The organism is Roseobacter litoralis Och 149 (assembly GCF_000154785.2).
Taxonomy (GTDB): Bacteria; Pseudomonadota; Alphaproteobacteria; order Rhodobacterales; family Rhodobacteraceae; genus Roseobacter; species Roseobacter litoralis.
The window spans coordinates 1,435,649-1,461,179 of the sequence record NC_015730.1; the positions used below are offsets into that span (position 1 = coordinate 1,435,649).

The 25,531-nt window shown below is 56.2% G+C and carries 27 protein-coding genes and 1 pseudogene; 22 read left to right on the forward strand and 6 right to left on the reverse strand.

Annotated elements, in window-relative coordinates; all coding sequences use genetic code 11:
• Positions 1–31: 31 nt before the first annotated feature.
• The 20 genes and pseudogenes from fabF (at position 32) to cysE (ending at position 17,688) form a co-directional block, all read left to right on the forward strand.
• A complete protein-coding gene (gene fabF, locus RLO149_RS06755; protein WP_013961333.1) occupies positions 32–1,291 on the forward strand; it encodes a beta-ketoacyl-ACP synthase II in 1,260 nt (419 codons plus the stop codon).
• The gene (mltG, locus tag RLO149_RS06760) at positions 1,291–2,457 is read left to right on the forward strand and encodes an endolytic transglycosylase MltG (protein WP_013961334.1); all 1,167 of its coding nucleotides are present in this window, start codon (positions 1,291–1,293) and stop codon (positions 2,455–2,457) included. Before fabF ends, mltG begins: the two co-directional genes overlap by 1 nt.
• 351 nt (positions 2,458–2,808) lie before the next feature.
• Entirely contained in the window at positions 2,809–3,069 is a 261-nt protein-coding gene (locus RLO149_RS06765) for a hypothetical protein (RefSeq protein ID WP_052304789.1), read from the forward strand.
• Positions 2,978–4,348, forward strand: a pseudogene (locus tag RLO149_RS06770) (DNA-packaging protein). The gene RLO149_RS06765 and the pseudogene RLO149_RS06770 overlap by 92 nt, the downstream one beginning before the upstream one ends.
• A gap of 148 nt (positions 4,349–4,496) precedes the next feature.
• Entirely contained in the window at positions 4,497–5,675 is a 1,179-nt protein-coding gene (locus RLO149_RS06775; RefSeq protein ID WP_013961336.1) for a phage portal protein, read from the forward strand.
• Complete coding sequence (locus tag RLO149_RS06780; RefSeq protein ID WP_013961337.1) at positions 5,668–5,889, forward strand: GTA head formation protein, RCAP_rcc01685 family; 222 nt, start codon at positions 5,668–5,670, stop codon at positions 5,887–5,889. The genes RLO149_RS06775 and RLO149_RS06780 overlap by 8 nt, the downstream gene beginning before the upstream one ends.
• A gap of 34 nt (positions 5,890–5,923) precedes the next feature.
• Positions 5,924–6,481, forward strand: coding sequence for an HK97 family phage prohead protease (locus RLO149_RS06785; protein WP_013961338.1), 558 nt, complete (start codon positions 5,924–5,926; stop codon positions 6,479–6,481).
• A gap of 66 nt (positions 6,482–6,547) precedes the next feature.
• The gene (locus RLO149_RS06790; RefSeq protein WP_013961339.1) at positions 6,548–7,726 is read left to right on the forward strand and encodes a phage major capsid protein; all 1,179 of its coding nucleotides are present in this window, start codon (positions 6,548–6,550) and stop codon (positions 7,724–7,726) included.
• A 158-nt stretch (positions 7,727–7,884) separates the two neighbouring features.
• Entirely contained in the window at positions 7,885–8,478 is a 594-nt protein-coding gene (locus RLO149_RS06795; RefSeq protein WP_013961340.1) for a head-tail connector protein, read from the forward strand.
• Positions 8,475–8,813, forward strand: coding sequence for a phage head closure protein (locus tag RLO149_RS06800; RefSeq protein WP_013961341.1), 339 nt, complete (start codon positions 8,475–8,477; stop codon positions 8,811–8,813). The genes RLO149_RS06795 and RLO149_RS06800 overlap by 4 nt, the downstream gene beginning before the upstream one ends.
• Complete coding sequence (locus RLO149_RS06805) at positions 8,810–9,220, forward strand: DUF3168 domain-containing protein (RefSeq protein WP_013961342.1); 411 nt, start codon at positions 8,810–8,812, stop codon at positions 9,218–9,220. Before RLO149_RS06800 ends, RLO149_RS06805 begins: the two co-directional genes overlap by 4 nt.
• 28 nt (positions 9,221–9,248) lie before the next feature.
• Positions 9,249–9,662, forward strand: a complete 414-nt coding sequence (locus tag RLO149_RS06810) for a phage major tail protein, TP901-1 family (RefSeq protein ID WP_013961343.1) — start codon at positions 9,249–9,251, stop codon at positions 9,660–9,662.
• Between the two features lies 1 nt (position 9,663).
• Positions 9,664–9,981, forward strand: coding sequence for a gene transfer agent family protein (locus RLO149_RS06815; protein ID WP_013961344.1), 318 nt, complete (start codon positions 9,664–9,666; stop codon positions 9,979–9,981).
• Positions 9,978–10,163 (forward strand): rcc01693 family protein, encoded by a 186-nt coding sequence (locus RLO149_RS23095; protein WP_148264319.1) that lies wholly within the window; start codon positions 9,978–9,980, stop codon positions 10,161–10,163. Before RLO149_RS06815 ends, RLO149_RS23095 begins: the two co-directional genes overlap by 4 nt.
• Before the next feature lie 12 nt (positions 10,164–10,175).
• Positions 10,176–10,838 (forward strand): phage tail tape measure protein, encoded by a 663-nt coding sequence (locus RLO149_RS06820; protein ID WP_013961346.1) that lies wholly within the window; start codon positions 10,176–10,178, stop codon positions 10,836–10,838.
• Positions 10,839–10,855: 17 nt separating this feature from the next.
• Positions 10,856–11,491, forward strand: coding sequence for a DUF2460 domain-containing protein (locus RLO149_RS06825; protein WP_013961347.1), 636 nt, complete (start codon positions 10,856–10,858; stop codon positions 11,489–11,491).
• A complete protein-coding gene (locus RLO149_RS06830; protein ID WP_013961348.1) occupies positions 11,488–12,375 on the forward strand; it encodes a DUF2163 domain-containing protein in 888 nt (295 codons plus the stop codon). The genes RLO149_RS06825 and RLO149_RS06830 overlap by 4 nt, the downstream gene beginning before the upstream one ends.
• Positions 12,372–12,818 (forward strand): C40 family peptidase, encoded by a 447-nt coding sequence (locus tag RLO149_RS06835; protein ID WP_013961349.1) that lies wholly within the window; start codon positions 12,372–12,374, stop codon positions 12,816–12,818. The genes RLO149_RS06830 and RLO149_RS06835 overlap by 4 nt, the downstream gene beginning before the upstream one ends.
• The gene (locus tag RLO149_RS06840; protein WP_013961350.1) at positions 12,818–16,762 is read left to right on the forward strand and encodes a baseplate multidomain protein megatron; all 3,945 of its coding nucleotides are present in this window, start codon (positions 12,818–12,820) and stop codon (positions 16,760–16,762) included. The genes RLO149_RS06835 and RLO149_RS06840 overlap by 1 nt, the downstream gene beginning before the upstream one ends.
• Positions 16,763–16,875: 113 nt before the next feature.
• Positions 16,876–17,688, forward strand: a complete 813-nt coding sequence (gene cysE / locus RLO149_RS06845; protein ID WP_013961351.1) for a serine O-acetyltransferase — start codon at positions 16,876–16,878, stop codon at positions 17,686–17,688.
• Between the two features lie 182 nt (positions 17,689–17,870).
• On the opposite strand, the gene RLO149_RS06850 is transcribed toward cysE, so the two are convergent.
• From RLO149_RS06850 to RLO149_RS06870, 5 genes are all read right to left on the reverse strand, one after another.
• A complete protein-coding gene (locus RLO149_RS06850; protein ID WP_013961352.1) occupies positions 17,871–19,160 on the reverse strand; it encodes a pyruvate dehydrogenase complex dihydrolipoamide acetyltransferase in 1,290 nt (429 codons plus the stop codon).
• A gap of 11 nt (positions 19,161–19,171) precedes the next feature.
• Positions 19,172–20,551 (reverse strand): pyruvate dehydrogenase complex E1 component subunit beta, encoded by a 1,380-nt coding sequence (locus RLO149_RS06855; RefSeq protein ID WP_013961353.1) that lies wholly within the window; start codon positions 20,549–20,551, stop codon positions 19,172–19,174.
• Positions 20,552–20,554: 3 nt separating this feature from the next.
• Entirely contained in the window at positions 20,555–21,565 is a 1,011-nt protein-coding gene (gene pdhA, locus RLO149_RS06860; protein WP_013961354.1) for a pyruvate dehydrogenase (acetyl-transferring) E1 component subunit alpha, read from the reverse strand.
• A 135-nt stretch (positions 21,566–21,700) separates the two neighbouring features.
• Positions 21,701–22,000 carry an FtsB family cell division protein gene (locus RLO149_RS06865; protein ID WP_013961355.1) on the reverse strand — a complete coding sequence of 100 codons (300 nt, stop codon included), beginning with the start codon at positions 21,998–22,000 and terminating at the stop codon, positions 21,701–21,703.
• Positions 22,001–22,113: 113 nt separating this feature from the next.
• Positions 22,114–23,310 (reverse strand): phosphoglycerate kinase, encoded by a 1,197-nt coding sequence (locus RLO149_RS06870; RefSeq protein WP_013961356.1) that lies wholly within the window; start codon positions 23,308–23,310, stop codon positions 22,114–22,116.
• A gap of 129 nt (positions 23,311–23,439) precedes the next feature.
• Between RLO149_RS06870 and RLO149_RS06875 the strand changes: the two genes are divergently transcribed.
• Together RLO149_RS06875 and RLO149_RS06880 are read left to right on the forward strand one after the other, a co-directional pair.
• Positions 23,440–23,946 carry a peptidylprolyl isomerase gene (locus RLO149_RS06875; RefSeq protein WP_013961357.1) on the forward strand — a complete coding sequence of 169 codons (507 nt, stop codon included), beginning with the start codon at positions 23,440–23,442 and terminating at the stop codon, positions 23,944–23,946.
• Positions 23,939–24,487, forward strand: coding sequence for a peptidylprolyl isomerase (locus RLO149_RS06880; RefSeq protein WP_013961358.1), 549 nt, complete (start codon positions 23,939–23,941; stop codon positions 24,485–24,487). Before RLO149_RS06875 ends, RLO149_RS06880 begins: the two co-directional genes overlap by 8 nt.
• A gap of 271 nt (positions 24,488–24,758) precedes the next feature.
• On the opposite strand, the gene RLO149_RS06885 is transcribed toward RLO149_RS06880, so the two are convergent.
• The gene (locus RLO149_RS06885) at positions 24,759–25,376 is read right to left on the reverse strand and encodes a VPLPA-CTERM sorting domain-containing protein (protein ID WP_013961359.1); all 618 of its coding nucleotides are present in this window, start codon (positions 25,374–25,376) and stop codon (positions 24,759–24,761) included.
• Between the last annotated feature and the right edge of the window lie 155 nt (positions 25,377–25,531).

Below are 25,531 nucleotides of genomic sequence, written 5' to 3' on the forward strand. Positions count from 1 at the left end.
AGGGGGAGCAGAATTACACGGGGGTAATACCATGCGCAGAGTAGTTGTCACGGGCTTGGGTTTGGTCACACCATTAGCTGATGGTGTTGAGGCGAGCTGGTCAAGAATTCTTGCGGGGAAATCCGGGGCGGGTCCGATCACGGGCTTTGATGCCAGTCGGCTTGTCACACAATACGCCTGCGAAGTGCCCTTGGGTGACGGTTCGGACGGGACATTCAACGCTGATGCCTATCTGTCCGCGAAAGAGCAGCGCAAGGTCGATACCTTTATCCTGTTTGGGCTGGCGGCGGCTGAACAGGCGGTGAAAGATGCCGGTTGGACGCCCGAAGATCGCGAGAGCCTTGAGCGCACAGGCGTGCTGATCGGTTCGGGGATTGGTGGGTTGAATTCCATCGCAAACACGGCCGTGATGATGGCGGAACGAGGCCCGCGCCGCGTGTCACCGTTTTTTGTGCCGGGGGCGCTGATCAATCTGATTTCCGGTCAGGTGAGCATCAAATATGGATTCAGGGGACCAAACCATTCGGTCGTGACAGCCTGTTCGACCGGTGCCCATGCCATTGGGGATGCGAGCCGTCTGATCCAGCATGGCGATGCGGATGTGATGATCGCAGGCGGGGCTGAAGCGGCGATCTGCGAGATTGGCATCGCCGGGTTTAACGCCTGCAAAGCGCTGAGCACCAAACGCGGTGATGATCCTCAAAAGGCGAGCCGCCCTTATGACAAAGACCGCGACGGTTTCGTCATGGGCGAGGGGGCCGGGATTGTCGTGTTGGAAGAGTATGAACACGCCAAGGCGCGCGGCGCCAAGATCTACGCAGAGGTTTTGGGGTATGGATTGTCCGGTGATGCCTATCACATCACGGCCCCGTCAGAGGATGGAGAGGGTGCCGAACGTTCCATGCGCAACGCGCTGCGCAACGCAGGTCTCGCGCCTGAGGACATTGATTACATCAATGCGCATGGCACATCGACGATGGCTGATTCGATAGAGTTGGGCGCGGTTGAGCGGATGATGGGCGCGCATGCCAGTGAGGTGACGATGTCGTCAACCAAATCTGCGACGGGCCACCTGTTGGGGGCTGCAGGCGCTATTGAGGCGATCTTTTCGATTTTGGCCATCCGGGATCAGGTGGCACCGCCAACGATCAATTTGGACAATCCGGCAGTCGAGACGGTGATTGACTTGGCACCCAATGCCAAGCGACCGCGCGAAATCAATGTGGCGCTCAGCAACTCCTTTGGGTTTGGGGGCACAAACGCGAGCGTTCTTTTCGGGAAAACCGGCTGATGTGGCGGCATATCGCTTCTAACGCAGTAACGATGCTGATTGTTCTGCTGTTCATGGTGGGCGGTGTCATTTTATGGGGCAAGACCCAATATGATGGCGCGGGCCCTCTGAGCGAGGCGATGTGCGTAGAAGTGCCCAGTGGATCAACGATGCGCCGCATCAGCGAAACACTCGAAGAGAGCGGGGCTGTGACCTCGGGTGCAATTTTCCGGATGGGCGCGGAATACGCCGAAAAAGCCAACCAGCTGAAGGCGGGCAGCTATCTGGTGCCGCCCGGTGCGTCGATGGCGCAGATCATCGATACCGTGACGCGAGGGGGGGCCAGCACCTGCGGAACAGAGGTTGTGTACCGCATCGGTGTAAACCGCGTCGGCGTACAGTTGCGCGAATTGAACCCGCAAACGAACCAGTTCGAGGAGATGGCCAATTTCAATCCTGCCACGGACGACGTGCCGGAGATTTACACGGACCGCAAAGCCGCGGCAGGGACCCGGTTTCGTGTGGCCCTCGCGGAGGGCGTGACGTCCTGGCAGATTGTCGAAGGGCTGAAGGCGATGGATGTGTTGGAGGGGAGTGTTGAGACGCTGCCTGCCGAGGGCGCGCTGGCACCCGACAGCTATGAGGTGCGTCCGGGGGATCAGCGCGAGGATGTCTTGCAGCGGATGCGGTCTGCGCAGGAGAGGCGTGTTGCTGAAGTCTGGGAAAACCGTCAGCCAGATTTGCCCATCGAGACGCCGGAGGAATTGCTGATCCTCGCGTCGATCATTGAAAAAGAAACTGCGATTGCAGACGAGCGTGGTCAGGTTGCGAGCGTATTCGTCAACCGTTTAAACCGTGGTATGCGGCTGCAGACGGACCCGACCGTTATTTATGGCGTGACCGAAGGTAAGGGCGTGCTGGGACGCGGGTTGCGGCGCAGTGAGCTGCGCGCCGCCACACCGTGGAATACCTATGTGATCGAGGGGCTGCCGCCCACGCCGATTGCCAATCCGGGTCTTGCCAGTCTTGAGGCTGCAGCGGCGCCGCTGGAGACGCCCTATATCTTTTTCGTAGCAGATGGGACGGGCGGTCATGCCTTTGCGGAAACGCTGGCGGAGCATAACCGCAACGTCGCACAGTGGCGTCGGATTGAAGCTGAACAGGCGGAGCAAAGCTCCGGTAATTGAGGCAAGGCATTGGGTCTTTCAAGAGTTCTGAAAACCAACATTGCGTGTGCTGAAACGCAGGCTGTAAAAGCGAATGCGCGGATAAATGGTTAACGGCACCGTACGGTGCCCTGCTGTAACCAGCTGATTTACCTTGACTTTGCGAACGGTTACACGTATAGATTGTGACATGCTAGAAGAAGTGGGCAGGCGACCCCGGGACACCCGGATGTGTCGCTTTTCTGTTTCTCTCGTGCGGAGACTACGCGCATGAGAGGTAAAACCTGAATGACTTTACTAACCCCAGAGCACGTAGCGTCCGAGACTGAGAACTTATTAAGTTCCGTTATCGGATCTATCAAAGACCTGCGTATGGAAATCGAAGACCTCAAAGAACGGGTCCGCGCAGGTGAAGGTTTGGAAAAAACGCAAAACAGCAGGACGGTGGCTTCGGCAACGACGCTGCTGAAAACCTGTCAAGAAGTGGAGAACCGTCTTGTCGAATATCGCAGCAAATCAGCCGGAATCGCACGAGGGGGCTATGCCCTCGACCTCGAGCGGGCACGCGCTGAGATTGGGTGCAAGCTGGATCGTCTCCGCTGCACCGCACGTCCAAGACCAATTTCTGAATGAACTGAGTGAGGGAGAGCTTCTGGCTCTCCCTTATCTCTTTGAGTTTTGGGCCATGGAACATCAGTTGCCGCCAGAGGGAGACTGGCGCACCTGGGTGATCATGGGCGGACGGGGTGCCGGTAAGACACGTGCTGGTGCCGAATGGGTGCGTGCACAGGTCGAAGGCGCACGGCCTTTGGATGAGGGCCGTTCCCGGCGCGTTGCTTTGGTTGGGGAGACCATTGAGCAAGTGCGAGAAGTCATGATTTTTGGCGACAGTGGCATACTGGCCTGTTCGCCACCCGACAGACGCCCGGTTTGGGAAGCAGGACGCAAGCGTCTTGTCTGGCCAAACGGGGCGATTGCCACCATTCATTCCGCCTTTGATCCGGAAGAATTGCGGGGGCCGCAATTTGATGCGGCCTGGGTCGATGAATTGGCCAAATGGAAAAAAGCACAAGATACGTGGGATATGTTGCAGTTTGCGCTGCGCCTTGGCGACAAGCCACAGGTGTGTGTCACCACAACACCGCGCAATGTGGGCGTTCTCAAGACGCTGATGAAATCACCATCGACCGTATCCAGCCATGCGCCGACAGAGGCGAATGCGGCCAATCTTGCGCGGTCGTTCCTTGAGGAAGTGCGCGCGCGATATGCCGGCACCCGGCTGGGGCGTCAGGAACTGGATGGCGTTTTGTTGGAAGATGCAGAAGGCGCGCTTTGGACGACGGCGGGCATTGAAGGTATCAGGTGCGAAAAGGCACCCGAGCTTGACCGTATCGTCGTGGCAGTTGACCCCTCGACCACGTCTGGCGCGAATTCGGACGAATGCGGGATCATCGTTGCAGGGGTCAAAATGGCAGGTGCGCCGCAAGACTGGCGCGCCTATGTTCTGGCCGATTGCACGGTACAAGGTGCAAGCCCCGCAGGATAGGCGCAGGCCGCCATTGCGGCGATGGAGCGTTTCGGCGCGGATAGGCTGGTCGCAGAGGTCAATCAGGGGGGGCAGATGGTGGCAGAAGTGCTGCGTCAGGTCGATCCGTTGGTGCCCTACAAGGGCGTGCATGCCAGTCGCGGAAAAGTTGCCCGGGCAGAGCCTGTTGCAGCTCTGTATGAACAGGGGCGTGTGCGTCATTTACGAGACTTGGGCGCGCTGGAAGATCAAATGTGCCGCATGACGGTGCAGGGATACGAAGGGCAGGGTTCACCGGACCGGGTTGATGCCTTGGTTTGGGCTTTGCACGAACTGATGATTGAGCCCGTCGCCAAATGGCGCGCGCCCCGTGTCCGGTCGCTTTGAGCGCCTTACCAAACAGTTAATGCCGCGGGCGTCTAGCTGACGTTTTTGACAGCATTTTAAACGATATTGATCCCAACAAATCCGAACAGATTTGAAACCGGATTGAGCGGTCAGATGATGCTGCGCGCACAGATGAGGAGTGAACAAAATGGGTTTTAATTTTCTACGGCGCGGGGCGCAGGCTGAAGTGCCTGAGCAGAAGGCCAGCGCGACCGGCCCTGTTGTGGCCTATCAGACCACGGGCCGGGTTGCGTGGAGCCCGCGTGATGCTGTTTCACTGACGCGCACGGGTTTTTCAAGCAACCCTGTTGGGTTTCGCTCTGTGAAACTCATTGCCGAGGCTGCCGCTGCATTGCCGCTTGTGCTGCAAGACGCAGAACAGCGTTTTGAAGCGCATCCGCTGGTCGATCTGGTGGCGCGCCCGAACCCGACGCAAGGGCGGGCCGAGCTGCTTGAGGCGCTGTATGCGCAGTTGCTGTTGACCGGAAATGCCTATGTGGAAGCGGTGTCGGACCTGAATGGAATGCCGGAAGAGCTGCATGTGCTTCGTTCTGACCGCATGAGCGTTGTGCCCGGTCAGGACGGCTGGCCCGTTGCCTATGAATATGCCGTGGGCGGTCGCAAACACCGGTTTGATGCAAGTGGCGCCGTAGTGCCGGTGTGTCACATCAAGAGTTTTCATCCGCAGGATGATCACTACGGTTTTAGCCCGATGCAGGCGGCGGCAATGGCGGTCGATGTGCATAATTCGGCAAGCCGTTGGTCCAAGGCCCTGCTTGATAATGCGGCGCGCCCGTCCGGTGCGATCGTTTATCGCGGTGCCGAGGGGCAGGGGTCTATGAACAGTGATCAGTATGACCGCCTTGTGAGTGAAATGGAGAGCCACCATCAGGGCGCGCGCAATGCCGGGCGACCTATGTTGCTGGAGGGTGGCTTGGATTGGAAACCTATGGGTTTTTCCCCGTCCGACATGGAATTTCAGAAAACCAAGGAGTCTGCGGCGCGTGAAATTGCGCTCGCCTTCGGAGTGCCGCCCATGTTGCTCGGCATTCAGGGAGACGCCACATATTCGAATTACCAAGAGGCACATCGCGCCTTCTATCGCTTGACGGTCTTGCCTTTGGCGACACGGGTCACGGCTGCACTCGCGCATTGGCTCGCCCAGCACACAGGTGAAACCGTAGAGATCAAACCCGATCTGGACCAAGTGCCGGCCCTTTCCGCGGAGCGGGATGCGCAATGGAGCCGTGTGGCAGCTGCGGATTTTCTGACACAGGCAGAAAAGCGTGCGTTGCTTGGATTGCCTGCGGTCAGTGCCGATGAGTGACCCTGCGTTCGAGCGCTTTGAATGTGCGCCCGGGCTACGGTTGCAAGCACATGAGCGCGTTGCACAGATCCAGCATGATAACCTCATACGGCGTCTGGATCGTGTCGAAGTAATGATGGAGCGGTTGGAAAAACGGCTCTGGCTGACAGTGTACGGCATTGTGGCGATGATTTTAAGTCAGGGGCTGCAGTCGATCCTGGCGGCTGTGCCCTAGGGTACCCGCGCAGAATAATTTTAGGAGAGTTTCCATGGATACAGAGACCGGGCTTGAACGAAAGTTCGCACGTTTTGGAGAGGGGCTAGAGGTCCAGGACGGCAGTGTCATTGCCGGCTATGCCAGCCTTTTTGGCGCGGTAGATCAGGGTAACGACGTGGTTGAGGCTGGCGCATATGCAGCGTCTCTCGCCGCGCTTGGGGCAAAGGGTGGGCGGGTCAAAATGCTGTGGCAGCACGACCCCACACAACCAATTGGCACATGGGATGAAGTCCAAGAAGATGGAAAAGGCCTTTGGGTAAAGGGTCGTTTGCTGGACAGTGTGGCCAAGGGGCGTGAAGCCATGGCGCTGATTGAAGCTGGCGCGATTGACGGATTGTCGATTGGATACCGCACCCGCAAAGCCACCAAGAATTCCAAGGGCCAGCGGCTCTTGACCGAACTGGAACTTTGGGAGGTCTCGCTTGTGACTTTTCCAATGTTACCCAGCGCGCGAATTACGGCCAAATCAGAAGAGACGGATCTGGATCGTTCTTTGCGTGACATGGCGGCCGCCTTTGAGGGTGCGCGCGCTGATCTGGCGCGCCGCTGATGCGCACCTGTCGTTGCGGTCAGGCGTGAACGTCTGACCTGAACACTACAACTTAAGGAAATTGCCATGCGCAAGACCGAAGCAAAAGCGGCGGGCGGGATAGGTTTGTCCCCCGCTGAGGATGTCAAACAGGCTGTTACAGGCTTTGTGAGTGACTTCAAAGAGTTCCAAACCGAAATGAAACAAAAACTTCAACAAACAGAAGAGCGACTGACCATGCTGGACCGTAAATCAAATACCCTTCAACGTACACCTCTGGGCGGCGCGGCAGATGCCGGTGCGCCTCACCAAAAAGCCTTTAACGCTTATCTTCGCTCTGGCGATGACGATGGGCTGCGAGGGCTCGAAATAGATGTGAAATCCCTTTCCACATCCGTGAATTCCGACGGTGGTTATCTTGTGGACCCGCAAACGTCCGAAACGGTAAAATCGGTTCTGACCTCTGCCGCATCCGTTCGCGCAATCGCATCCGTCGTCAACGTTGAAGCGACATCTTATGATGTCTTGGTTGATCACACTGATCTTGGCGCCGGTTGGGCCACTGAAACCAACAATGTGACTGAGACAGACACGCCGCAGATTGATCGGATCACCATTCCCCTGCATGAGCTGAGCGCCTTGCCGAAAGCGTCCCAACGCCTTTTGGACGACAGTGCCTTTGACATCGAAGGTTGGTTGGCCACGCGCATCGCGGATAAATTTGCACGTGCCGAAGCTGCGTCATTCATCTCCGGCGATGGCATCGACAAACCACGCGGCATTCTCGATCATGCGTCGGTGGATAACGACATCTGGACATGGGGTAATATCGGTTACGTTCCAACCGGTGTTGCGGGGGATGCGACCCCGGATTCGATTGTTGATGTGGTTTATGCGCTGGGTGCTCAATATCGCGCCAACGCGACATTCGTGATGAATTCCAAAACTGCCGGTTTGATCCGCAAGCTCAAAGACGCTGACGGCCGCTTTTTGTGGTCAGATGGACTGGCAGCAGCAGAACCTGCGCGTTTAATGGGATATCCCGTTTTGATTGCAGAAGACATGCCGGATCCTGACGCTGGTGCAGAAGCAATCGCCTTTGGTGATTTCTCTGCGGGGTATACAATTGCCGAGCGTCCCGATCTGCGCGTCTTGCGGGATCCTTTCAGCGCCAAGCCGCATGTTCTGTTCTATGCGACCAAACGTGTTGGCGGTGATGTAAGCGACTTTGCCGCGATCAAAACCCTGAAATTCGCCGTCTCTTAAGAGGCTGCGAAACCGGCAGCGGGCCTATTGGCTTCGCGTGCCGGGCCGGGTGCGCGCCTGTGCCTTCTGTGTTGTCTAGCTGCTCCCCTCCGACCGAGCAACATAGTGTGGCGCGCCCCGGTAATTGACAACGAGGGGACGAATTTTGGAGACTTTCCATGATGTTGATCGAAGAGACGATGGTGCCAGACACGGCACTCCCGGTCGAAGACTTCAAAGCACACCTCCGACTGGGCACCGGCTTCGGTCTGGAAACGGCGCAAGATGAAGTCCTTTTGGGTTTTTTGAGAGCGGCAGTTTCAGCAATAGAAGCGCGCACGGGCAAGGTTTTGATGACACGAAGCTTTTCCTGGACGCTCGGTTTTTGGCGTGACCGCGATTCACAGGGCCTGCCAGTTGCGCCGGTGATACAGATCACGCGGGTTGCAGTGATGGAGCGCAGCGGTGCGCAAACCGAAGTGCCGGTTACGAGTTATTGGCTCGAACGCGACAGTCAACGCCCACGACTGCGTGCGACTGGAGCAAGCTTGCCGTTGATCCCGACAGGTGGTTCTGCCGTCATTGGATTTGACGCGGGTTTCGGTGCGGTTTGGGCGGATGTTCCTGCGGATTTACGCCAAGCTGTCTTTTTGCTGGCGGCCCATTATTACGAATACCGCAATGAGACCAGCCTGAGTGGTGGCTGCATGCCATTTGGTGTGACAAGTTTGATTGAGCGTTACAAGGTCATGCGCCTGGGTGGTTTGAGATGAGCACACCGCGCCTGAACCGACGTTTGCTTTTAGAGACCCCCATTCGCCAAAGCGACAATGCCGGTGGTTTTACAACCATATGGCAGCCATTGGGGTCTCTTTGGGCGCAAGTTACGGCCCGAACGGGACGTGAAGCTGCCCAAATGGGGGCGCCCATATCGGCGGTGAGCTACCGCATCATTGTCCGCGGCGCACCATTAAATACGCCCCAACGGCCAAAGCCGGAACAACGGTTTCGGGATGGGGATCGCATCTTTCTCATTCAGGCGGTGGCAGAGGCTGATGACGATGGCCGCCATCTGACCTGCTTTGCAACAGAGGAAACAGCGATATGAGTTACGCAGTGTCCGGTTCTTTGCAAGCGGCGATCTATGATGCCCTGATAAGTGACACCAACCTGAATGCGTTGGTTGGTGGTGCGGTTTACGATGCGCTTCCCACAGGTGTTTTGCCCGCAACCTATGTCAGCCTTGGGGTTGAGCGCGTGCGCGATGCCTCGGATCAGACAGGGCATGGGGCGCTTCACACGCTACAAATTGCGGTGGTGACATCACAACCCGGTTTCGCAAGTGCTAAGACAGTGGCCGCGGCGATTTCTGACGTACTGCATGATGCAGACCTCACGTTGAGCCGTGGGCGATTGATATATCTGCGCTTTGAGCGGGCCGATGCAAGACGGATTGACTCGCGTTCTGCGCGCGAGATCCAGCTGCGCTTCAGAGCGCGCGTCGAAGACGAATAACTCTTTACACTTTTACAGGAGATTACCCATGGGTGCTCAGAACGGAAAAGACCTTTTGATCAAGGTCGATATGGCGGCCGACGGCCAGTTCACGACACTTGCAGGTCTGCGAGCCACGCGTGTCAGTTTCAACGCGGAAACCATCGATGTGACCAGCCTTGAAAGTCAGGGCGGATGGCGCGAACTGCTGTCAGGGGCCGGCGTAAAATCAGTATCGATCAGCGGCTCAGGCGTGTTTCGCGATGCAGCAACTGATGAGCGTGCGCGTCAGCTCTTTTTCGATGGTGAGGCGCCAAGCTTTCAGGTTGTGATCCCGGATTTTGGGATTGTTGAAGGTCCGTTTCAAGTGACAGCGATCGAATATGGCGGGAGCCATAATGGTGAAGCGACATATGAGTTGTCGCTGGCCAGTGCGGGCAGCCTCACCTTTACGGCGATTTAAGATGGCTAATCCTTGGAGGGGCGAGGTTCCTTTGGTCATCAACGGGGAGACGCATGTGATGCGGCTTACTTTGGGTGCACTTGCGGAGCTGGAAGCCGGGTTAAACGAACCATCCATTGTTTCCCTTGTCGAACGCTTTGAGGGTCAGACGTTTTCCAGTCGGGACGTTCTGGCATTGCTGGAAGCCGGGCTGAAGGGGGGCGGTTGTGACCTGCCGGAGGGCGCGTTGTTGCATGCTGACATATCGGGTGGCCCGATGGCCGCCGCGAAAGCGGCCGCGGAGTTACTGGCGCGCGCCTTTGTGGTGCCAGAGACGTGAGCCAGATCGAATGGCCCGTATTAATGCGTGCGGGCATACAAAATTTGGGGCTTCAACCGGATGTTTTCTGGTCGCTTACGCCAGCAGAGTTTCGATTGCTGTTGGGCGATGCGGGAAAGTCCGGGCCGCTTTTGAGTGAAGGGCTGGAGGCGTTGATGGATGCCTTCCCTGATAAGACATAGAGGATGGGCAAGATGACAGATGAAAGTAGCTTTGAAGACCTGGAGACAGGCGCAGAGGGCCTCAACGACACATTAGGGCAAACAAGCACCTTGGTCACGGGTTTCGATGGAGAGTTGCGCCGGATGCAAAACTCTCTGGATGCCACGAGCAAAGGTATCGCAACAGTTGAACGCGGTATCAGCCGAGGCCTGCGCGGTGCTTTTGATGGTGTCATTCTTGATGGCGTAAAACTGTCAGACGCTCTCAAGTCCGTTCGCGACAGTATGGTTCAAACGGCTTACAATGCCGCGATTAAACCGGTCACTAACGGGCTGGGCAGTGCTTTGGCGCAAGGCGTTGGCGGTCTGGTTCAAAGCGTTTTGCCCTTTGCCAACGGCGCGCCGTTCAGCCAAGGGCGCGTCATGCCGTTCGCAAATGGCGGAATCGTCAGTAGTACGACTCCTTTTGGAATGCGTGGTGGGATGGGCATCATGGGCGAGGCGGGGCCGGAAGCGATCATGCCTCTTGCGCGAGGTCCTGATGGCAAACTTGGCGTGCGCGGCGCAGGCGGTGGTGGCGGGCAAACAATCGTCATGAACATCAATACGCCAGATGTTCAGAACTTCCAAAGATCTCAGGGTCAAATCGCGGCACAGATGGCGCGCGCCTTGGGGCGCGGTCAACGTAATCGGTAAATCGAAGGGACCTATAAATGAAATTTCATGATGTCAGATTTCCCGCAAAGCTGAGCTTTGGCTCAGTTGGCGGTCCGGAACGGCGCACGGACGTCGTCGCTATTTCAAATGGCTTTGAGGAGCGCAATGCGCCCTGGGCACATTCTCGACGCCGCTACGATGCCGGGGTCGGCATACGCTCGCTTGACGATGTAGATGTGATGATTGCGTTTTTCGAGGCCCGTTTCGGACAGCTTTACGCCTTCAGGTGGAAAGACTGGTCTGATTATCGGTCGTGTAAGCCGTCTCTGGATATTACGGCGTTTGATCAGAACCTCGGTGAAGGAGACGGTATTCAGGTCGATTATCAGATCACCAAAACCTATCAGTCCGGTATCCATACCTACGTCAGGCCGATCTCAAAGCCGGTCATCGCAACCCTTAAAGTAGCGGTTGGATCGGTCGAGATGCAGGAAGCTGTCGATTATGTCGTAGATGCAGCGACAGGCATTATTCGTTTCACCGTGCCACCGCAGTTTGGCGCATCCGTAACGGCTGGGTTTGAGTTTGACGTACCGGTGCGCTTTGATACCAACAGTATTCAGACGAGTGTCGCGAGTTTTCAAGCCGGCGAAATTCCGACCGTACCGATTATTGAGGTGCGTTTGTCATGACTGGTATGAATGAAAATTTGAAGACGCATTTGGCAACGGGTCTGACGACCCTGTCTCATGCTTGGGCGATAGAGCGCACCGACGGTGTCATTCTGGGCTTCACAGATCATGGCCGGGATTTGGCTTTCGAGGGTATCACCTTCCGTGCGGATACTGGGTTGAGCGCCTTGGCGCTTTCACAGAGCACAGGTCTTTCCGTTGACAATACAGAAGCCATTGGTGCTTTGAACGATCTGTCTATCCGCGAAGATGAGATAGAACAGGGTCGGTTCGACGGGGCTGAGGTGCGCGCATGGTTGGTAAACTGGACGGATGTTGATCAACGCTGGTTGCAGTTTCGGGGTTCTATTGGGGAGTTGCGTCGGACCGATGGCGGTTTCCAGGCTGAGCTCAGAGGGTTGACTGAAGCCTTGAACAGACCCTTGGGCCGGGTTTTTCAAAAGCCCTGCACATCTGTTTTGGGGGACCGGGACTGCCAATTTGACGTATCCGCGCCCGGTTACACGATTGATCTGGCGATTGAGGCAGTTGATCGTTCTCGTATATTCCAGTGGAACGGATTCAATGGCTTTGAGGCGAACTGGTTTACACGCGGGCGTTTCGAGGTTCTGGACGGCCCTGCCGCTGGTTTGTGGGGTATGATCAAGCATGATCGCCTTGATGGTAACAGCCGCACAATCGAACTGTGGGAACCCATACGCGCACCGATCACACCAGGCGCGAGCGTCAGGATTAGCGCGGGATGCGACAAGCGCAGCGAGACGTGCCGTTTGAAGTTCAGCAATCTTGCGAATTTCCGGGGTTTCCCTGACTTGCCCGGTGATGACTGGCTGATGGCTGTGCCGAAAAAGACCGGCGCTAACCGGGGTGGCAGCTTGAGATGACCTTGAACAGAAAAGCAATTGTGCTTGAAGCGCGTCGATGGATTGGCACGCCCTATGTACACCAGGCGTCGGCATTTCATGCAGGAGCAGATTGCCTGGGATTATTGCGGGGCATTTGGCGAAGTCTTTATGGGGACGAACCAGAGACCGCGCCCGCCTATTCCTATGACTGGTCGGAACCACAGGGCGAAGAGCGTCTATGGGAGGCAGCAATCAGGCACTTGGTGCCGAAAGCTGTCACGCAGGAAGATGTAGGGGATGTTTTACTGTTTCGCATGCGGACAGGTGCGGTGGCCAAGCATTTGGGTATCGCGGCAACCATCGGAGATAACGCCAGTTTTGTGCACGCTTATTCCAAGTATGGCGTTGTTGAAAGCCCGCTGAGCGCGCCATGGCAGCGCCGAATTGTTGCACGATTTACTTTTCCTGAGGAGTTCAGATAATGGCTACGATTGTTTTATCCGCAGCTGGGGCCGCAGCCGGAGGCGCTTTGGGTGGCAGTGTGGCCGGGCTCTCAACCGCTGTAATTGGTCGCGCCGTTGGCGCGACAGTCGGTCAGGTCATCGACCAGAGCGTCATGGGTGCAGGCTCTGAAGTGATTGAAACGGGCCGAGTTGACCGGTTTCGTTTGTCCAGCGCTGGTGAGGGAGAGCCGGTGTCGCAGGTCTATGGCCGGATGCGATTGGGCGGACAGATTATCTGGGCTTCTGATTTTATCGAGAACGTTAGTGTGACCAGCAGCGGTGGAGGGGGGGGCAAAGGCTCCCCCAGCCAGCCGAAGACCAAGACACGCAGCTACAATTATTCAGTGAACCTCGCGGTCGCAATTTGCGAAGGCGAGATCACCAGGATCGGGCGAGTTTGGGCCGATGGAGAAGAAGTGGCCGCGGATGACCTGAATATACGCTTGTATAAAGGCCACAAAGATCAATTGCCCGATCCTGTGATGGAGGCGGTTGAAGGCGCGGGCAATGTTCCGGCCTATCGGGGCACGGCATATGTCGTTTTTGAAAACCTTGGTCTGGAACGCTTTGGCAATCGTGTTCCTCAGTTTTCATTCGAAATCTCTCGCCCTGAACAAGTGGATGAGCAAGATGCAGAATTTGCTCCCACCTACGGCATCCGGTCGGTCGCGATTATTCCGGGCACGGGAGAGTATTCCCTCGCCACAAGACCGGTGTACTATTCCAGTGGTCCGGGAAGCCGTTGGAGTGCCAACGTTAATTCTCCTACCGATAAAACCGATTTCTTGGTTTCGTTGGAGACCTTGGGTGAAGAACTGCCAAATTGCGAAGCGACATCTCTTGTTGTGTCTTGGTTTGGCAATGACCTTCGCTGTGGAAGCTGCGAGGTGAAGCCTAAGGTCGAGAAGAAGGCATACGAAGGTGAAAATATGCCGTGGTCCGTTTCGGGCCTGAACCGCAGAACAGCGGATGAAATGGCGCTGCAGGACGGCCGCCCCATTTATGGCGGTACGCCAACCGATCTATCCGTCATTCAGGCCATTCGGGCCGCTCATAACACCGGTAAAGAGGTCATGTTTTACCCCTTTATTCTGATGGATCAGCTGGCGGATAACACGCTGAGCAATCCTTATGATCCAGCGACTTTTCAGCCACGTTTGCCCTGGCGCGGTCGGATCACACTATCGGCAGCGCCCGGCGTTACTGGCTCCCCGGACAAAACAGCCGTTGCCGAAAGTGAAGTCGCAGCTTTCTTTGGCGCAGCCAGAGCGTCGGATTTCGCTGTTTCCGGCAATTCAGTTATTTATTCGGGACCAAACGAATGGGGATTGAACAGGTTTGTGTTGCACTACGCCGCCCTGTGCAAGGCTGCGGGCGGTGTGGAAGCCTTTTGCATCGGGTCCGAAATGCGCGGGCTGACGCAAATTCGCGGCGAAAATAACCGTTTTGTCGCGGTCGAGCGTTTTCGTACTCTTGCGGCACAGGTACGCCAGATACTGGGCGCTGAGACAAAAATCAGCTACGCGTCTGATTGGAGCGAGTATTTCGGGTATCAGCCGCAAGATGGATCAAACGATCGCTTTTTCCATCTGGACCCGCTCTGGGCGGATGACAATATCGATTTTATCGGCATAGACAATTATATGCCATTATCCGATTGGCGGGATGGCGACAGCCATTCCGATGCAGGTTTCGAAACGGTTTATGATCTGGAGTACCTGCGTGGTAACATCATGGGCGGCGAAGGCTATGATTGGTTTTACGCCTCCCAAGAGGATCGCGATCAGCAGGTACGCTCACCGATCAATGACGGCGCGCATGGCGAGCCATGGGTGTTTCGCTACAAAGATCTGCGCAACTGGTGGGAAAACACGCATTTCGAGCGGATCGGTGGTGTGCGCGCTGCCACGCCAACAGCATGGGTCCCGCAGTCAAAACCCTTCTGGTTCACTGAACTGGGCTGTGCTGCCGTAGACAAGGGCACAAATCAACCCAACAAATTTGTTGATGCCAAATCATCCGAAAGCAGTTTGCCACATTTTTCAAATGGTGCACGCGATGACTTGATCCAAGCCCAATATCTGCGCGCTATGGTATCCTTTTGGGATGATCCAGCTAACAATCCAAGTTCAGCTTTGGATGGGTTGAAAATGGTCAATATGGACCGGGCATTTGTCTGGGCGTGGGACGCGCGACCCTATCCGTATTTCCCAAACAACCTGGAGTTATGGAGTGACTCGGAAAACTATGGGCGGGGCCATTGGATAAATGGACGTACATCCGCGCGCTCTTTGGCGTCAGTGGTATCGGAGATCTGCCTGAAAGCTGGCGTCACATCCTTTGATGCATCCCGACTTTACGGCACGGTGCGGGGCTATATCGTGAGTGATGTATCTGAGGCCCGCGCGTCTTTGCAGCCCCTGATGCTGCGCCATTCGTTTGATGCGGTGGAACGTGACGGCGTCTTGGTATTCCGCATGCGGAACGGACGCGGGGCCATTACGCTTGAGCGTGAAAATCTCGCTTTGGCAACTGATCTGGACGCGACTGTTGAACAGACACGTAAGGCGGATGCCGAGGTTTCAGGACGCGTCCGGTTACGTTTTATGCAGGCAGATGCCAATTTCGACGCCCTGGCTGAAGAAGCCGTTCTGGCGGACGAAAAGACGCATGCTGTGGCCACATCCGAAGTGCCGATAGCCCTCACGAGAGTCGAGGGTCGGCAAGTCGTTGAGCGTTGGTTGACTGAATCCCGCGTGGCCCGGGATACCATCAGATTTGCATTGCCGCCGTCAATGCTGTCGCTCGGGGCAGGCGATGTTATCGCTTTGGATGGCGAGCAACAAGAAGGTCAGGCGCTCTATCGGATTGACCGCGTCGAACAGGGCGCGTTGCAAATTGCCGAAGCCGTCCGCATCGACCCGGAGGTGTATACGCCCTCCGATCTTGTGGATGAGGTGGAAAGCCCCAAGCCGTTCGTGCCATCTGTCCCGGTGTTCCCGCTATTTTTGGACTTGCCGTTGATCACCGGGGGCGAAATCCCGCATGCACCGCATATCGCAATCACAGCCCAGCCGTGGCCGGGCTCAGTCGCCGTTTATCAATCCCCAAGCGAGAGTGACTATCAATTGCTGGATGTCATCGATGCACGCTCTGTCATCGGACAAACCGAAACAGTGATGCAGGTTGCACAATCAGGGCAATATGACTTCGGTGCGCCCCTGCGCGTCAAACTTTTGAGCGGTGCATTAAGCTCAGTTGAAGAAGCTGCGTTGCTGTCAGGCGCCAATCTTGCAGCCATTGGTGATGGCAGTTCCGGAAAGTGGGAGCTTTTCCAATTCGCTGAAGCGAATTTGGTCGATGTCGATACATACGAACTCCGCAAGAGGTTGCGGGGACAGTTCGGCAGTGATGGGCTCGTAGATGGACCTTGGCCAGAGGGATCATGGTTTGTCTTGTTGAATGGCTTGCCCGAACAGATTGATTTGTCTCGTAATCTGCGGCTTGTTACACAGAATTATCGTATTGGACCTGCGCGACGCGCAGTGGATGATCCTTCGTTCGTTGATCATGCTGAAGCCTTTGCGGGCAATGGGCTTCGTCCATACGCACCCGTGCATCTGACGGCGAAAACGACGCAATCCGGTGCCAAAGAATTTGGCTGGATACGCAGAACACGTATTGATGGCGATGGGTGGGACGCGCCTGAGGTGCCCTTGGGTGAGGAGGCCGAGACCTATCTGATACAGATCGTCAAGGATGATGTCGTCTTGAGAGAAACGACTACGCAACAACCAATCTGGATTTACCCGCTGTCCGAGCAGGCTGCTGATGGGTTGACTGGCGCATATGACATCAGGGTATCACAAGTTTCGGCGACTTTCGGTGCGGGACCGGCGGCCATTTTGTCGTTAGCCGTTTAAGCGTCCTTCAGGCTGTGATGGGTTCATTCCAATCTTGAATTGAACTCATCACAGCTTTGCGTTTGGCCTTCTTGACCTGAACCTATAGGATAAGGTGTGAAAGGAGGCTGTTTATGGCTGAACTCAAACCGAAATTAGCTTCTGTTGATCCTGTGTGGAATCAGATCACTGCGGAAGCGCGTCAAGCGGCACAGGATGAACCTCTCATTGGTGGCTTCTTGCATGCCTGCGTTTTGCATCACAAGAGTATCGAAAAAGCGCTGTCCTATCGCATTGCTGCGAAGCTGGCATCCAACGAAATGTCGATGGTCGTTGTACGAGAAATGGTCGAGGACGCATATGCTGCGGATCCGACACTGATTGAGGCGGCGCGCGCTGACTTGGTTGCGATTTTCGAGCGCGACCCGGCCTGCCACCGTCTTTTGCAGCCGATCCTGTATTTCAAAGGCTATCAGGCGATGCAATCCTATCGCGTCGGCCACCATCTTTGGAAAATGGGCCATCGCGATCTGGCGTATTTCGTGCAGATGCGTGTTTCCGAAATCTTTGGTGTCGATGTCCATCCCGCCGCGCGGATTGGAAAAGGCATCATGATTGACCATGCGCATTCTATCGTTATCGGCGAAACTGCTGTGGTTGGTGACAATGTGTCGATGCTGCATTCCGTGACCCTCGGAGGAACGGGAAAAGAAGAAGAAGACCGTCACCCAAAGATCGGTGATGGGGTTCTTATCGGGGCAGGTGCAAAGGTGCTTGGGAATATCAAGGTCGGAAATTGCAGCCGAATTGCAGCCGGGTCCGTTGTTCTGGAAGAAGTGCCCGAGTGCAAGACGGTCGCCGGAATCCCCGCGCGTATCGTCGGTGAGGCGGGGTGCGACCAACCTTCTGTTTCAATGAACCATATGCTGGGGCCTGACGCGGTCTGAGCCGCAGAGCACGCGGTGCCTTTTCGGAGGACTGCAATACCAGTACCGGCAGGCTGTTCACTTGAAGTAGGCAATCAGCAAAAAACGCAAATGGCCCGCAATTTTGATAATTGCGGGCCAAGTCATGTGAGACGACGCGGAACGTGCCAGACGTACGTTCCGATCGTTTTTGTGCCCGGAAATCAGGCCAACATTGTCATCGGATTCTCAAGGTTCTCCTTGATTGCCGTGATGAGTTGCGCGCCCAAAGCACCGTCAATCACCCTGTGATCCACTGACAATGTGACGGACATCACGGTTGCAACGCCAAGTTCACCATCTTTCCCAACGATAGGTTTTTTCACGCCAGCACCGACCGCGAGGATCGCGCCATGGGGTGGGTTGATCACAGCATCGAAATTGTCGATGCCGAACATGCCAAGGTTGGAAATTGCAAAGCTGCCGCCCTGATATTCATGAGGTGCGAGCTTGCGGTCCCGCGCGCGCGCCGCGAGGTCTTTCATCTCTGCGGACAGTGCTGAGAGTGATTTCATCTCGGCGTCCTTGAGAACCGGCGTGAACAAGCCGCCCTCGATAGCAACGGCAACTGCCACGTCGGAAGGTGTGAGTTTCAGCATCCGGTCCCCGGCCCACACTGCGTTCGCGTCTGGCACGGTTTGCAGGGCCAAGGCGCAGGCCTTGATGATAAAATCATTGACCGACAGTTTCACGCCACGGCTTTCCAACTGTTTGTTCAACTGCCCCCGGAACGCCAACAGCGCATCAAGTTCAATGTCGCGCCGCAGATAGAAATGCGGAATCGATTGTTTGGCTTCGGTCAGACGCGCGGCAATTGTCTTGCGCATCCCGTTCAGGCTGATCTCCTCATAGGCGCGTCCTTCATACATCGCCATCACCGCTTCGGCGGCGGGACCCGATGCTACCACGGGCGCTGCCGCCGCTGGGGCGGGCGCGGCCTTAGCAGGGGCCGCAGCACTCGCGCTGAGACCTTCGACATCTGCCTTGACGATCCGTCCATGTGGGCCGGACCCATTGACCGTGGCCAGATCAACGCCATTGTTTGCTGCGATCCTACGCGCCAAGGGAGACGCGAAAATCCGCGACCCATCTGAAGATTGCGGTGCCGCTGGCGCAGGCGTTGCAGCCGGTGCCGGATCGGCCGCAGGTGCAGGCGCTTCAGCAGCGGCGGGTGTTGCAGCCGGTGCTGAAGAGATATCGTCCGCGCTTTCACCGTCTTCCAGAAGTACCGCAATCGGCGTGTTCACTTTCACCCCTTCGCTGCCTTCTTCGATCAGGATTTTGCCAATCGTTCCTTCGTCGACGGCTTCGAATTCCATTGTTGCCTTGTCGGTTTCGATCTCGGCCATGATATCGCCAGAGGCAACCACATCGCCCTCTTTCACCAGCCATTTGGCCAATGTGCCTTCTTCCATGGTTGGGCTCAGGGCGGGCATGAGTATTTCGGTAGGCATCTGCGCGCTCCTTATTTGTAGGTGACTTGTTTCACGGCAGCGATCACTTCATCGGTGGTCACCAGCGCGTGTTTTTCAAGATTTGCTGCATAAGGCATGGGCACGTCCTTGCCTGTGCAGTTGATAACCGGGGCATCCAGATAATCAAACGCCTCTTGCATGATAACAGAGCTGATATAGCTGCCCACAGACCCTTGCGGCCAACCTTCCTCTACGGTGACGCAGCGGTTGGTCTTCATCACGGATTTTATGATGCTGGCGGTGTCCATCGGGCGCAGGGTGCGCAGATCGACAACTTCGGCTGAAATGCCTTCTTCGGCAAGCTTTTCAGCGGCTTCCAAAGCATATTGCATACCGATCCCGAAGCTCACGATGGTCACATCGGACCCTTCGCGCCAAATGCGGGCCTTACCAAACGGTACGGTATAATCCTCGATGTCGGGAACATCAAAAGTGCGCCCGTATGCGATTTCATTCTCAAGGAAAATAACCGGGTTTGGATCGCGGATCGCAGTTTTCATCAGACCTTTGTAATCGGAGGCGGAGTAGGGCATCGCAACCTTCAGGCCAGGCACCTGCATGTACCATGCGGCATAATCCTGACTGTGTTGCGCCCCGACGCGGGCCGCCGCACCATTCGGTCCGCGGAACACCATAGGCGCGCCCATCTGGCCGCCCGACATGTACAGTGTTTTGGCCGCAGAGTTGATGATGTGGTCAATCGCTTGCATGGCGAAGTTGAATGTCATGAATTCCACAATCGGACGCAAACCACCAAAGGCGGCACCAGTCGCAATTCCGGCAAACCCATGTTCCGTAATCGGCGTGTCAATTACGCGTTTGGCACCAAACTCATCCAGCATCCCTTGGGAGATCTTGTACGCCCCCTGATACTCGGCGACTTCTTCGCCGATAAGGAACACGGTGTCGTCGCGGCGCATTTCCTCGGACATGCCGTCGCGCAAAGCTTCGCGCACGGTCTGCTCCTTAAGGGGTGTGCCTTCGGGCCAGTCGGGCGTTGAATCCGTTTCGGGTGCTGCAGGCGTGGCGGCGGTTGGCGCGGTAGCGGGCGGCTTGCCTTCCTCGCTCTTGAGGGCCGCAGGCATCGGGGCTTCTGCCGCGCCGGCACCAGCTTCGGGCACGTCCTCGCCTTCCTCGACAAGAATGGCGATGGCGGTGTTCACTTTCACGCCTTCGGTGCCTTCTTCGATCAGGATCTTGCCGATGATACCCTCGTCAACGGCTTCGAATTCCATCGTTGCCTTGTCGGTTTCAATCTCGGCCATAATGTCACCGGAGGAGACCGTGTCACCTTCTTTGACCATCCATTTGGCCAATGTGCCTTCTTCCATGGTGGGCGATAGGGCGGGCATGAGTATTTCAGTAGCCATTTATCAAGCCTCCTGCGGAACTTCTGTGGCGTAAATATCGGTCCAAAGCTCTTCCAAGTCGGGCTCCGGGGATGTTTTGGCAAATTCAGCGCTCTCGTTCACGATGGCCTTGATTTCCTTGTCGATGGCTTTCAGGTCTTCTTCGGTCGCGTGCTTGCCTGTCAGCAACATGGAGCGGACTTGCTCAATCGGGTCGCGTTCGTCGCGCATTTTCTGCACTTCTTCGCGGGTCCGGTATTTCGCCGGATCAGACATGGAGTGGCCGCGATAGCGGTATGTCTTGATTTCCAGAATGTAAGGACCCTTGCCGGAGCGGCAATGCGCAACTGCTGTATCTCCTGCGGCTTTCACCGCGATGACGTCCATGCCGTCAACGGCTTCGCCAGGGATCCCAAAGGCACGCCCGCGCTCGTAGATCTCATCCGAAGAGGTGGAGCGTTGTTGCGATGTGCCCATAGCGTATTGATTGTTTTCAATCACAAAGACGCAGGGCAGGTCCCACAAAGCGGCCATGTTGAACGCCTCATAGACTTGCCCCTGATTGGCCGCACCATCGCCGAAATAGGTGAAGGTCACGCGCTTGTTGTCGAGGTATTTGTCCGCAAAAGCCAGCCCGGCGCCCAAGGGCACCTGTGCCGCCACGATCCCGTGTCCCCCATAGAAATGCTTCTCTTTTGAGAACATGTGCATGGAGCCGCCTTTGCCCTTGGAATAGCCGCCCTCGCGTCCGGTCAGTTCGGCCATGACGCCGTTGGGGTCCATTCCGCAGGCCAGCATATGTCCGTGATCCCGGTAGGAGGTGATGCGTTTGTCGCCTTCTTCGGCAGCCGCCTCAAGGCCGACAACAACCGCTTCCTGACCTATGTACAGATGGCAAAAACCGCCGATCAGACCCATACCATAAAGCTGGCCAGCTTTTTCCTCGAACCGCCGGATCAAGAGCATGTCTTTGTAATAGGCCGTCAGTTCTTCGGCTGAGACGTTGGATTTTTTTGCCGCTTTTCGCGCTGCCATCGGTCACACTTCCTTTCCGAAACCCCCCGTGGGGTAGATAGTTTAGCATTAAACTATCCAATATCGGATTCGGTGACGTATTGCGAGACTGAATGCAACCTCGGGCCATTTTGCCGCAAAGAAGCAGTGCCGGTGCTAGCGAATGACGATCTCATCCGCGCGGATCATACCAAGTACACGCCGTACCTGCTCGTCCAGCAGGTCAAGATCGAGGTAGTCGTCAGACAGACGCAGCGTCAGGTTTTCCATTTCGTCCACATCCGCCTTCACGGCGTGCAATTGCTGACGCAACATACTTGCCTCGGCGGTGATTTCCGCCCGTTTGAAAACGCCGAAATCACCCTGCACTGCGGCAAAGGTGAAATACGTGCCCAGCCCCAGCGCAAGCGCAAAGAATATGAATGTACCAAATGCGGGACGTGTGCTGCGGTTCATGTGTACTGCCTCTGGGTCGCCTCTTTTCGGGCGTGCAGGTATTATGACACAAGCCCGCTCACCTGTGAATCCCATTTCCCAAAAAACCCGGAAATCTGTTGCTTTTTGGCTATTTACGTCGATTGACCCTTTAGTGCCGCGACCCCGGGAAGGGTTTTGCCTTCCATCCACTCCAGAAATGCCCCACCGGCGGTGGAGATATATGTGAAATCCGCTGCGGCACCCGCCTGATTAAGGGCAGCGACCGTATCACCGCCGCCTACAACAGAAATCAATGCGCCCTCTTTCGTCAAGCGCCCCGCCTCAAGCGCTGCTGCATTCGTCGCCTGATTGAAGGGGGCAATTTCAAAAGCGCCCAGTGGGCCATTCCAGATCAGTGTCTTGAGCGTCCCGAACGCCGCCACAACCGCCGCCACGGCATGGGGGCCAGCATCAAGGACCATCTGATCATCGTCCAGCACTGTATCCTTGCTCAGCGGGATCACGTCAAATGCCGCACCTGCTTTGAATTCCCGCGCCACGAGGCCGTCAACCGGAAGCAGCACTTTGCATCCCGCGCTCTCAGCAGATCGCATGATGGCCAGAGCGGTTTCAATATAATCGGGTTCCATCAGCGACGCGCCGAGTTTTGCGCCTTGCGCGGCCAGAAACGTATTTGCCATACCGCCCCCGATCACAAGCACATCAAGGCGGTTTACCAGATTTTCAAGCAGCGCAATCTTGGTCGAGACCTTGGCCCCCCCCACAACCGCACCCACCGGGCGCTGGGGCGTCGACAGAGCAGCCTCAAGCGCAGAAAGCTCCGCCTGCATCAACCGGCCGGCGCAGGAGGGCATCAAATGCGCGATGCCCGTTGTTGACGCATGGGCGCGATGTGCGGCTGAAAAGGCGTCGTTGCAAAAGACATCGCCCAGAGTGGCCAGAAACTGCGCCATGTGAGGGTCATTGGCCTCTTCGCCCGCTGCAAACCGGGTGTTTTCGATTAAAACAACACTGCCCGCTTCCAGACTGGATAGTGTTGTCACGTCGGGCTTTTCGACAAATGTAACCTTTTGTCCCAGCGCGGCTTCAAGGGCGGGCAGGGTGACCCGCAGCGACATCTCCGGCACGACTTTTCCCTTGGGGCGGCCAAAATGCGCCAGCATGATCGGCATGCCTCCCTTGTCCAGAATGTCTTTCAGCGTTGGAATGATACGGTCGATCCGCGTCGTATCCGTGACCTGACCGTTTTCGACCGGCACATTAATGTCGACACGCACCAAGACCCGTTTGCCCGCCAAGTCCATATCATCCAGTGTCTTCCAGCTCATACCGATCTCTCCATCTACCTCGCCTGTATGTGTGTTTTGCGCTTATCGTCGCTGAGGTCAACCGAGCGGCTTGGCATTCCTGATCACAGCGCGTAGGTAATTCGCAAAGTTTTCAACAGGAGTGCCCAGATGGCCGAAATTACCGACCCCGAAAACACGATTTTGATGGAACTCAAAGGCGGGACCGTAACGATCCAGCTGTTGGCCGATGTCGCGCCGAAACACGCTGAGCGGATGAAGGAACTGGCACGCGCCGGGCACTACGACAATGTCGCATTTCACCGCGTCATCGACGGCTTCATGGCGCAGACCGGAGATGTGCAGCACGGCGACATGGAAGACGGCTTCAATCTGCGCATGGCCGGAACGGGCGGTTCCGACCTGCCGGATTTGCCAGCAGAATTTTCCAAACTGCCACACGCACGCGGATCTCTTGGCGCTGCGCGTTCGTCCAACCCGGACAGCGCCAACAGTCAGTTCTTTATCAACTTCAAGGACAATGATTTCCTGAACGGACAATACACTGTCTACGGTCAGGTGATTGAAGGTATGGAACATGTGGATGCCATTGCCCGAGGTGAGCCGCCTGCGGAACCGGATCGCATGATCTCGGTAAAGGTCGCTGCTGATGTATAAGGCTGTTGTACTGCTGGCATCATTGGCCGCGGGCCCCGCTTTGGCAACTGGGATTGCGATTGAGGTCGCGGGTGAGGCCAACGGAACAATCACGATTGATCTGCTTGAGGATGTGGCCCCCGGCCATGTGGAGCGGATCACCACGCTCGCGGCCAGCGGTGCCTATGATGGCGTGGTTTTTCACCGCGTCATCGATGGCTTCATGGCGCAAACCGGCGACGTTGAATTTGGTAAAATGGGCGGCGATATGCGCCGCGCTGGCATGGGCGGGTCCGACCAGCCCGATTTGCCTCAGGAATTCTCGGATGTGCCCTTTGACCGGGGTGTCGTGGGCATGGCGCGTTCGCAAAACCCGGACAGTGCCAACAGCCAGTTTTTCATCATGTTCAGCGAAGGCTATTTTCTGAATGGCCAATACACTGTGGTGGGGCGTGTGACCGAAGGGCTTGAGGTGCTGGATGCGATCAAGCGCGGGCAGGGCGGCAACGGCGCCGTTACCGGCCAGCCTGACGTGATGCAGTCAGTTACCGTGACGGAATAGCTCCGGATCGTTGCAGTGCGATCAAACACCATTGGTAAAATGGCGTCGGTGGTATGGGCTTAATAAAAGCGATGGACCGCGCAGTGTGCGATGTATGTTGCGCGGTCGAAAAAAAATTGCATGCTGCGGAAACGCGCAGGTCTCGGCCCTGCATCGGACAATATGGTATCGACATTACGTTCACACCTGAAATGAAATACAGGCTTGCAGTATGTCCTTGATTGATTGGCAACGCAAAACGGCGCGTGAGAATTCAAAAATATAGCCGTTATCAGGTTTCGATTTGCTTTCGGCGCCGCAAAGCCGCGGCTCCAGCGATGCCGGACAAGAGCAGAATTGCGCCTGCAGGCAGCGGTACAGCAGATATCTTTACCGCTTCCAGATCCCAAAGCGCTTTTTCATCATTGTTCGTTGTGAAATTGCCAAAGATCGGGTCGAGGTCAAACTGAACAAAGCCCGTCAGATTGCCGAGCCTGAGCTCACCGCCTGTTCCCAATATGATGTACAGGCCGTCTACGCCAAAGCGCCCGTCAAATTCGATGGGGCTCTCGTCGGCAAAGGCCTGCCACCGAAAGACGACGTCGTAAGTGTCTGTCCCAAAGTCCATCGCCCATTTGTCGGTGTAAAGCGATCCCGAGTGCTTTGCCCTGTGCGCCACAAATCCAAATATATGGGTGCTATCCACGACGTTCAGGACAGGGTTCCCAACCGTCTCGTCAAAGTCTCGTATGTTCCTTACGCCTGACGCGGGCGCATTGCTGCCCGCTTTGCCGCTTTCGTCATAGACGCCGGAGACATTGTCTATCGTAAGTATCGTCGACGCGAAAACGGATGTCGACGCACAGGCCGATATGGCAAGCGCCGCCGCGAAACTGAACTCTTTAAGCACTTAAATACCCTTCGTTATTTACCGAAACACCAGTGAGCCTGACTTTGACATACAGCTCAAATTGAAACAGTTGATTAAAATTCGGCAGGTATTTTTGTACTTTAAGGTACACAACGCGCGTCTGTGGGGGAGGTCCGTGATGCGCCTGAATGATT

What these genes read in the sequence shown, in the direction of transcription:
- fabF (WP_013961333.1), top strand. Translation starts at nt 32, where the DNA reads ATGCGCAGAGTAGTTGTCACGGGCTTGGGTTTGGTCACACCATTAGCT.
- mltG (WP_013961334.1), top strand. Translation starts at nt 1,291, where the DNA reads ATGTGGCGGCATATCGCTTCTAACGCAGTAACGATGCTGATTGTTCTG.
- RLO149_RS06765 (WP_052304789.1), top strand. Translation starts at nt 2,809, where the DNA reads ATGGAAATCGAAGACCTCAAAGAACGGGTCCGCGCAGGTGAAGGTTTG.
- RLO149_RS06775 (WP_013961336.1), top strand. Translation starts at nt 4,497, where the DNA reads ATGGGTTTTAATTTTCTACGGCGCGGGGCGCAGGCTGAAGTGCCTGAG.
- RLO149_RS06780 (WP_013961337.1), top strand. Translation starts at nt 5,668, where the DNA reads ATGAGTGACCCTGCGTTCGAGCGCTTTGAATGTGCGCCCGGGCTACGG.
- RLO149_RS06785 (WP_013961338.1), top strand. Translation starts at nt 5,924, where the DNA reads ATGGATACAGAGACCGGGCTTGAACGAAAGTTCGCACGTTTTGGAGAG.
- RLO149_RS06790 (WP_013961339.1), top strand. Translation starts at nt 6,548, where the DNA reads ATGCGCAAGACCGAAGCAAAAGCGGCGGGCGGGATAGGTTTGTCCCCC.
- RLO149_RS06795 (WP_013961340.1), top strand. Translation starts at nt 7,885, where the DNA reads ATGATGTTGATCGAAGAGACGATGGTGCCAGACACGGCACTCCCGGTC.
- RLO149_RS06800 (WP_013961341.1), top strand. Translation starts at nt 8,475, where the DNA reads ATGAGCACACCGCGCCTGAACCGACGTTTGCTTTTAGAGACCCCCATT.
- RLO149_RS06805 (WP_013961342.1), top strand. Translation starts at nt 8,810, where the DNA reads ATGAGTTACGCAGTGTCCGGTTCTTTGCAAGCGGCGATCTATGATGCC.
- RLO149_RS06810 (WP_013961343.1), top strand. Translation starts at nt 9,249, where the DNA reads ATGGGTGCTCAGAACGGAAAAGACCTTTTGATCAAGGTCGATATGGCG.
- RLO149_RS06815 (WP_013961344.1), top strand. Translation starts at nt 9,664, where the DNA reads ATGGCTAATCCTTGGAGGGGCGAGGTTCCTTTGGTCATCAACGGGGAG.
- RLO149_RS06820 (WP_013961346.1), top strand. Translation starts at nt 10,176, where the DNA reads ATGACAGATGAAAGTAGCTTTGAAGACCTGGAGACAGGCGCAGAGGGC.
- RLO149_RS06825 (WP_013961347.1), top strand. Translation starts at nt 10,856, where the DNA reads ATGAAATTTCATGATGTCAGATTTCCCGCAAAGCTGAGCTTTGGCTCA.
- RLO149_RS06830 (WP_013961348.1), top strand. Translation starts at nt 11,488, where the DNA reads ATGACTGGTATGAATGAAAATTTGAAGACGCATTTGGCAACGGGTCTG.
- RLO149_RS06835 (WP_013961349.1), top strand. Translation starts at nt 12,372, where the DNA reads ATGACCTTGAACAGAAAAGCAATTGTGCTTGAAGCGCGTCGATGGATT.
- RLO149_RS06840 (WP_013961350.1), top strand. Translation starts at nt 12,818, where the DNA reads ATGGCTACGATTGTTTTATCCGCAGCTGGGGCCGCAGCCGGAGGCGCT.
- cysE (WP_013961351.1), top strand. Translation starts at nt 16,876, where the DNA reads ATGGCTGAACTCAAACCGAAATTAGCTTCTGTTGATCCTGTGTGGAAT.
- RLO149_RS06850 (WP_013961352.1), bottom strand. Translation starts at nt 19,160, where the DNA reads ATGCCTACCGAAATACTCATGCCCGCCCTGAGCCCAACCATGGAAGAA.
- RLO149_RS06855 (WP_013961353.1), bottom strand. Translation starts at nt 20,551, where the DNA reads ATGGCTACTGAAATACTCATGCCCGCCCTATCGCCCACCATGGAAGAA.
- pdhA (WP_013961354.1), bottom strand. Translation starts at nt 21,565, where the DNA reads ATGGCAGCGCGAAAAGCGGCAAAAAAATCCAACGTCTCAGCCGAAGAA.
- RLO149_RS06865 (WP_013961355.1), bottom strand. Translation starts at nt 22,000, where the DNA reads ATGAACCGCAGCACACGTCCCGCATTTGGTACATTCATATTCTTTGCG.
- RLO149_RS06870 (WP_013961356.1), bottom strand. Translation starts at nt 23,310, where the DNA reads ATGAGCTGGAAGACACTGGATGATATGGACTTGGCGGGCAAACGGGTC.
- RLO149_RS06875 (WP_013961357.1), top strand. Translation starts at nt 23,440, where the DNA reads ATGGCCGAAATTACCGACCCCGAAAACACGATTTTGATGGAACTCAAA.
- RLO149_RS06880 (WP_013961358.1), top strand. Translation starts at nt 23,939, where the DNA reads ATGTATAAGGCTGTTGTACTGCTGGCATCATTGGCCGCGGGCCCCGCT.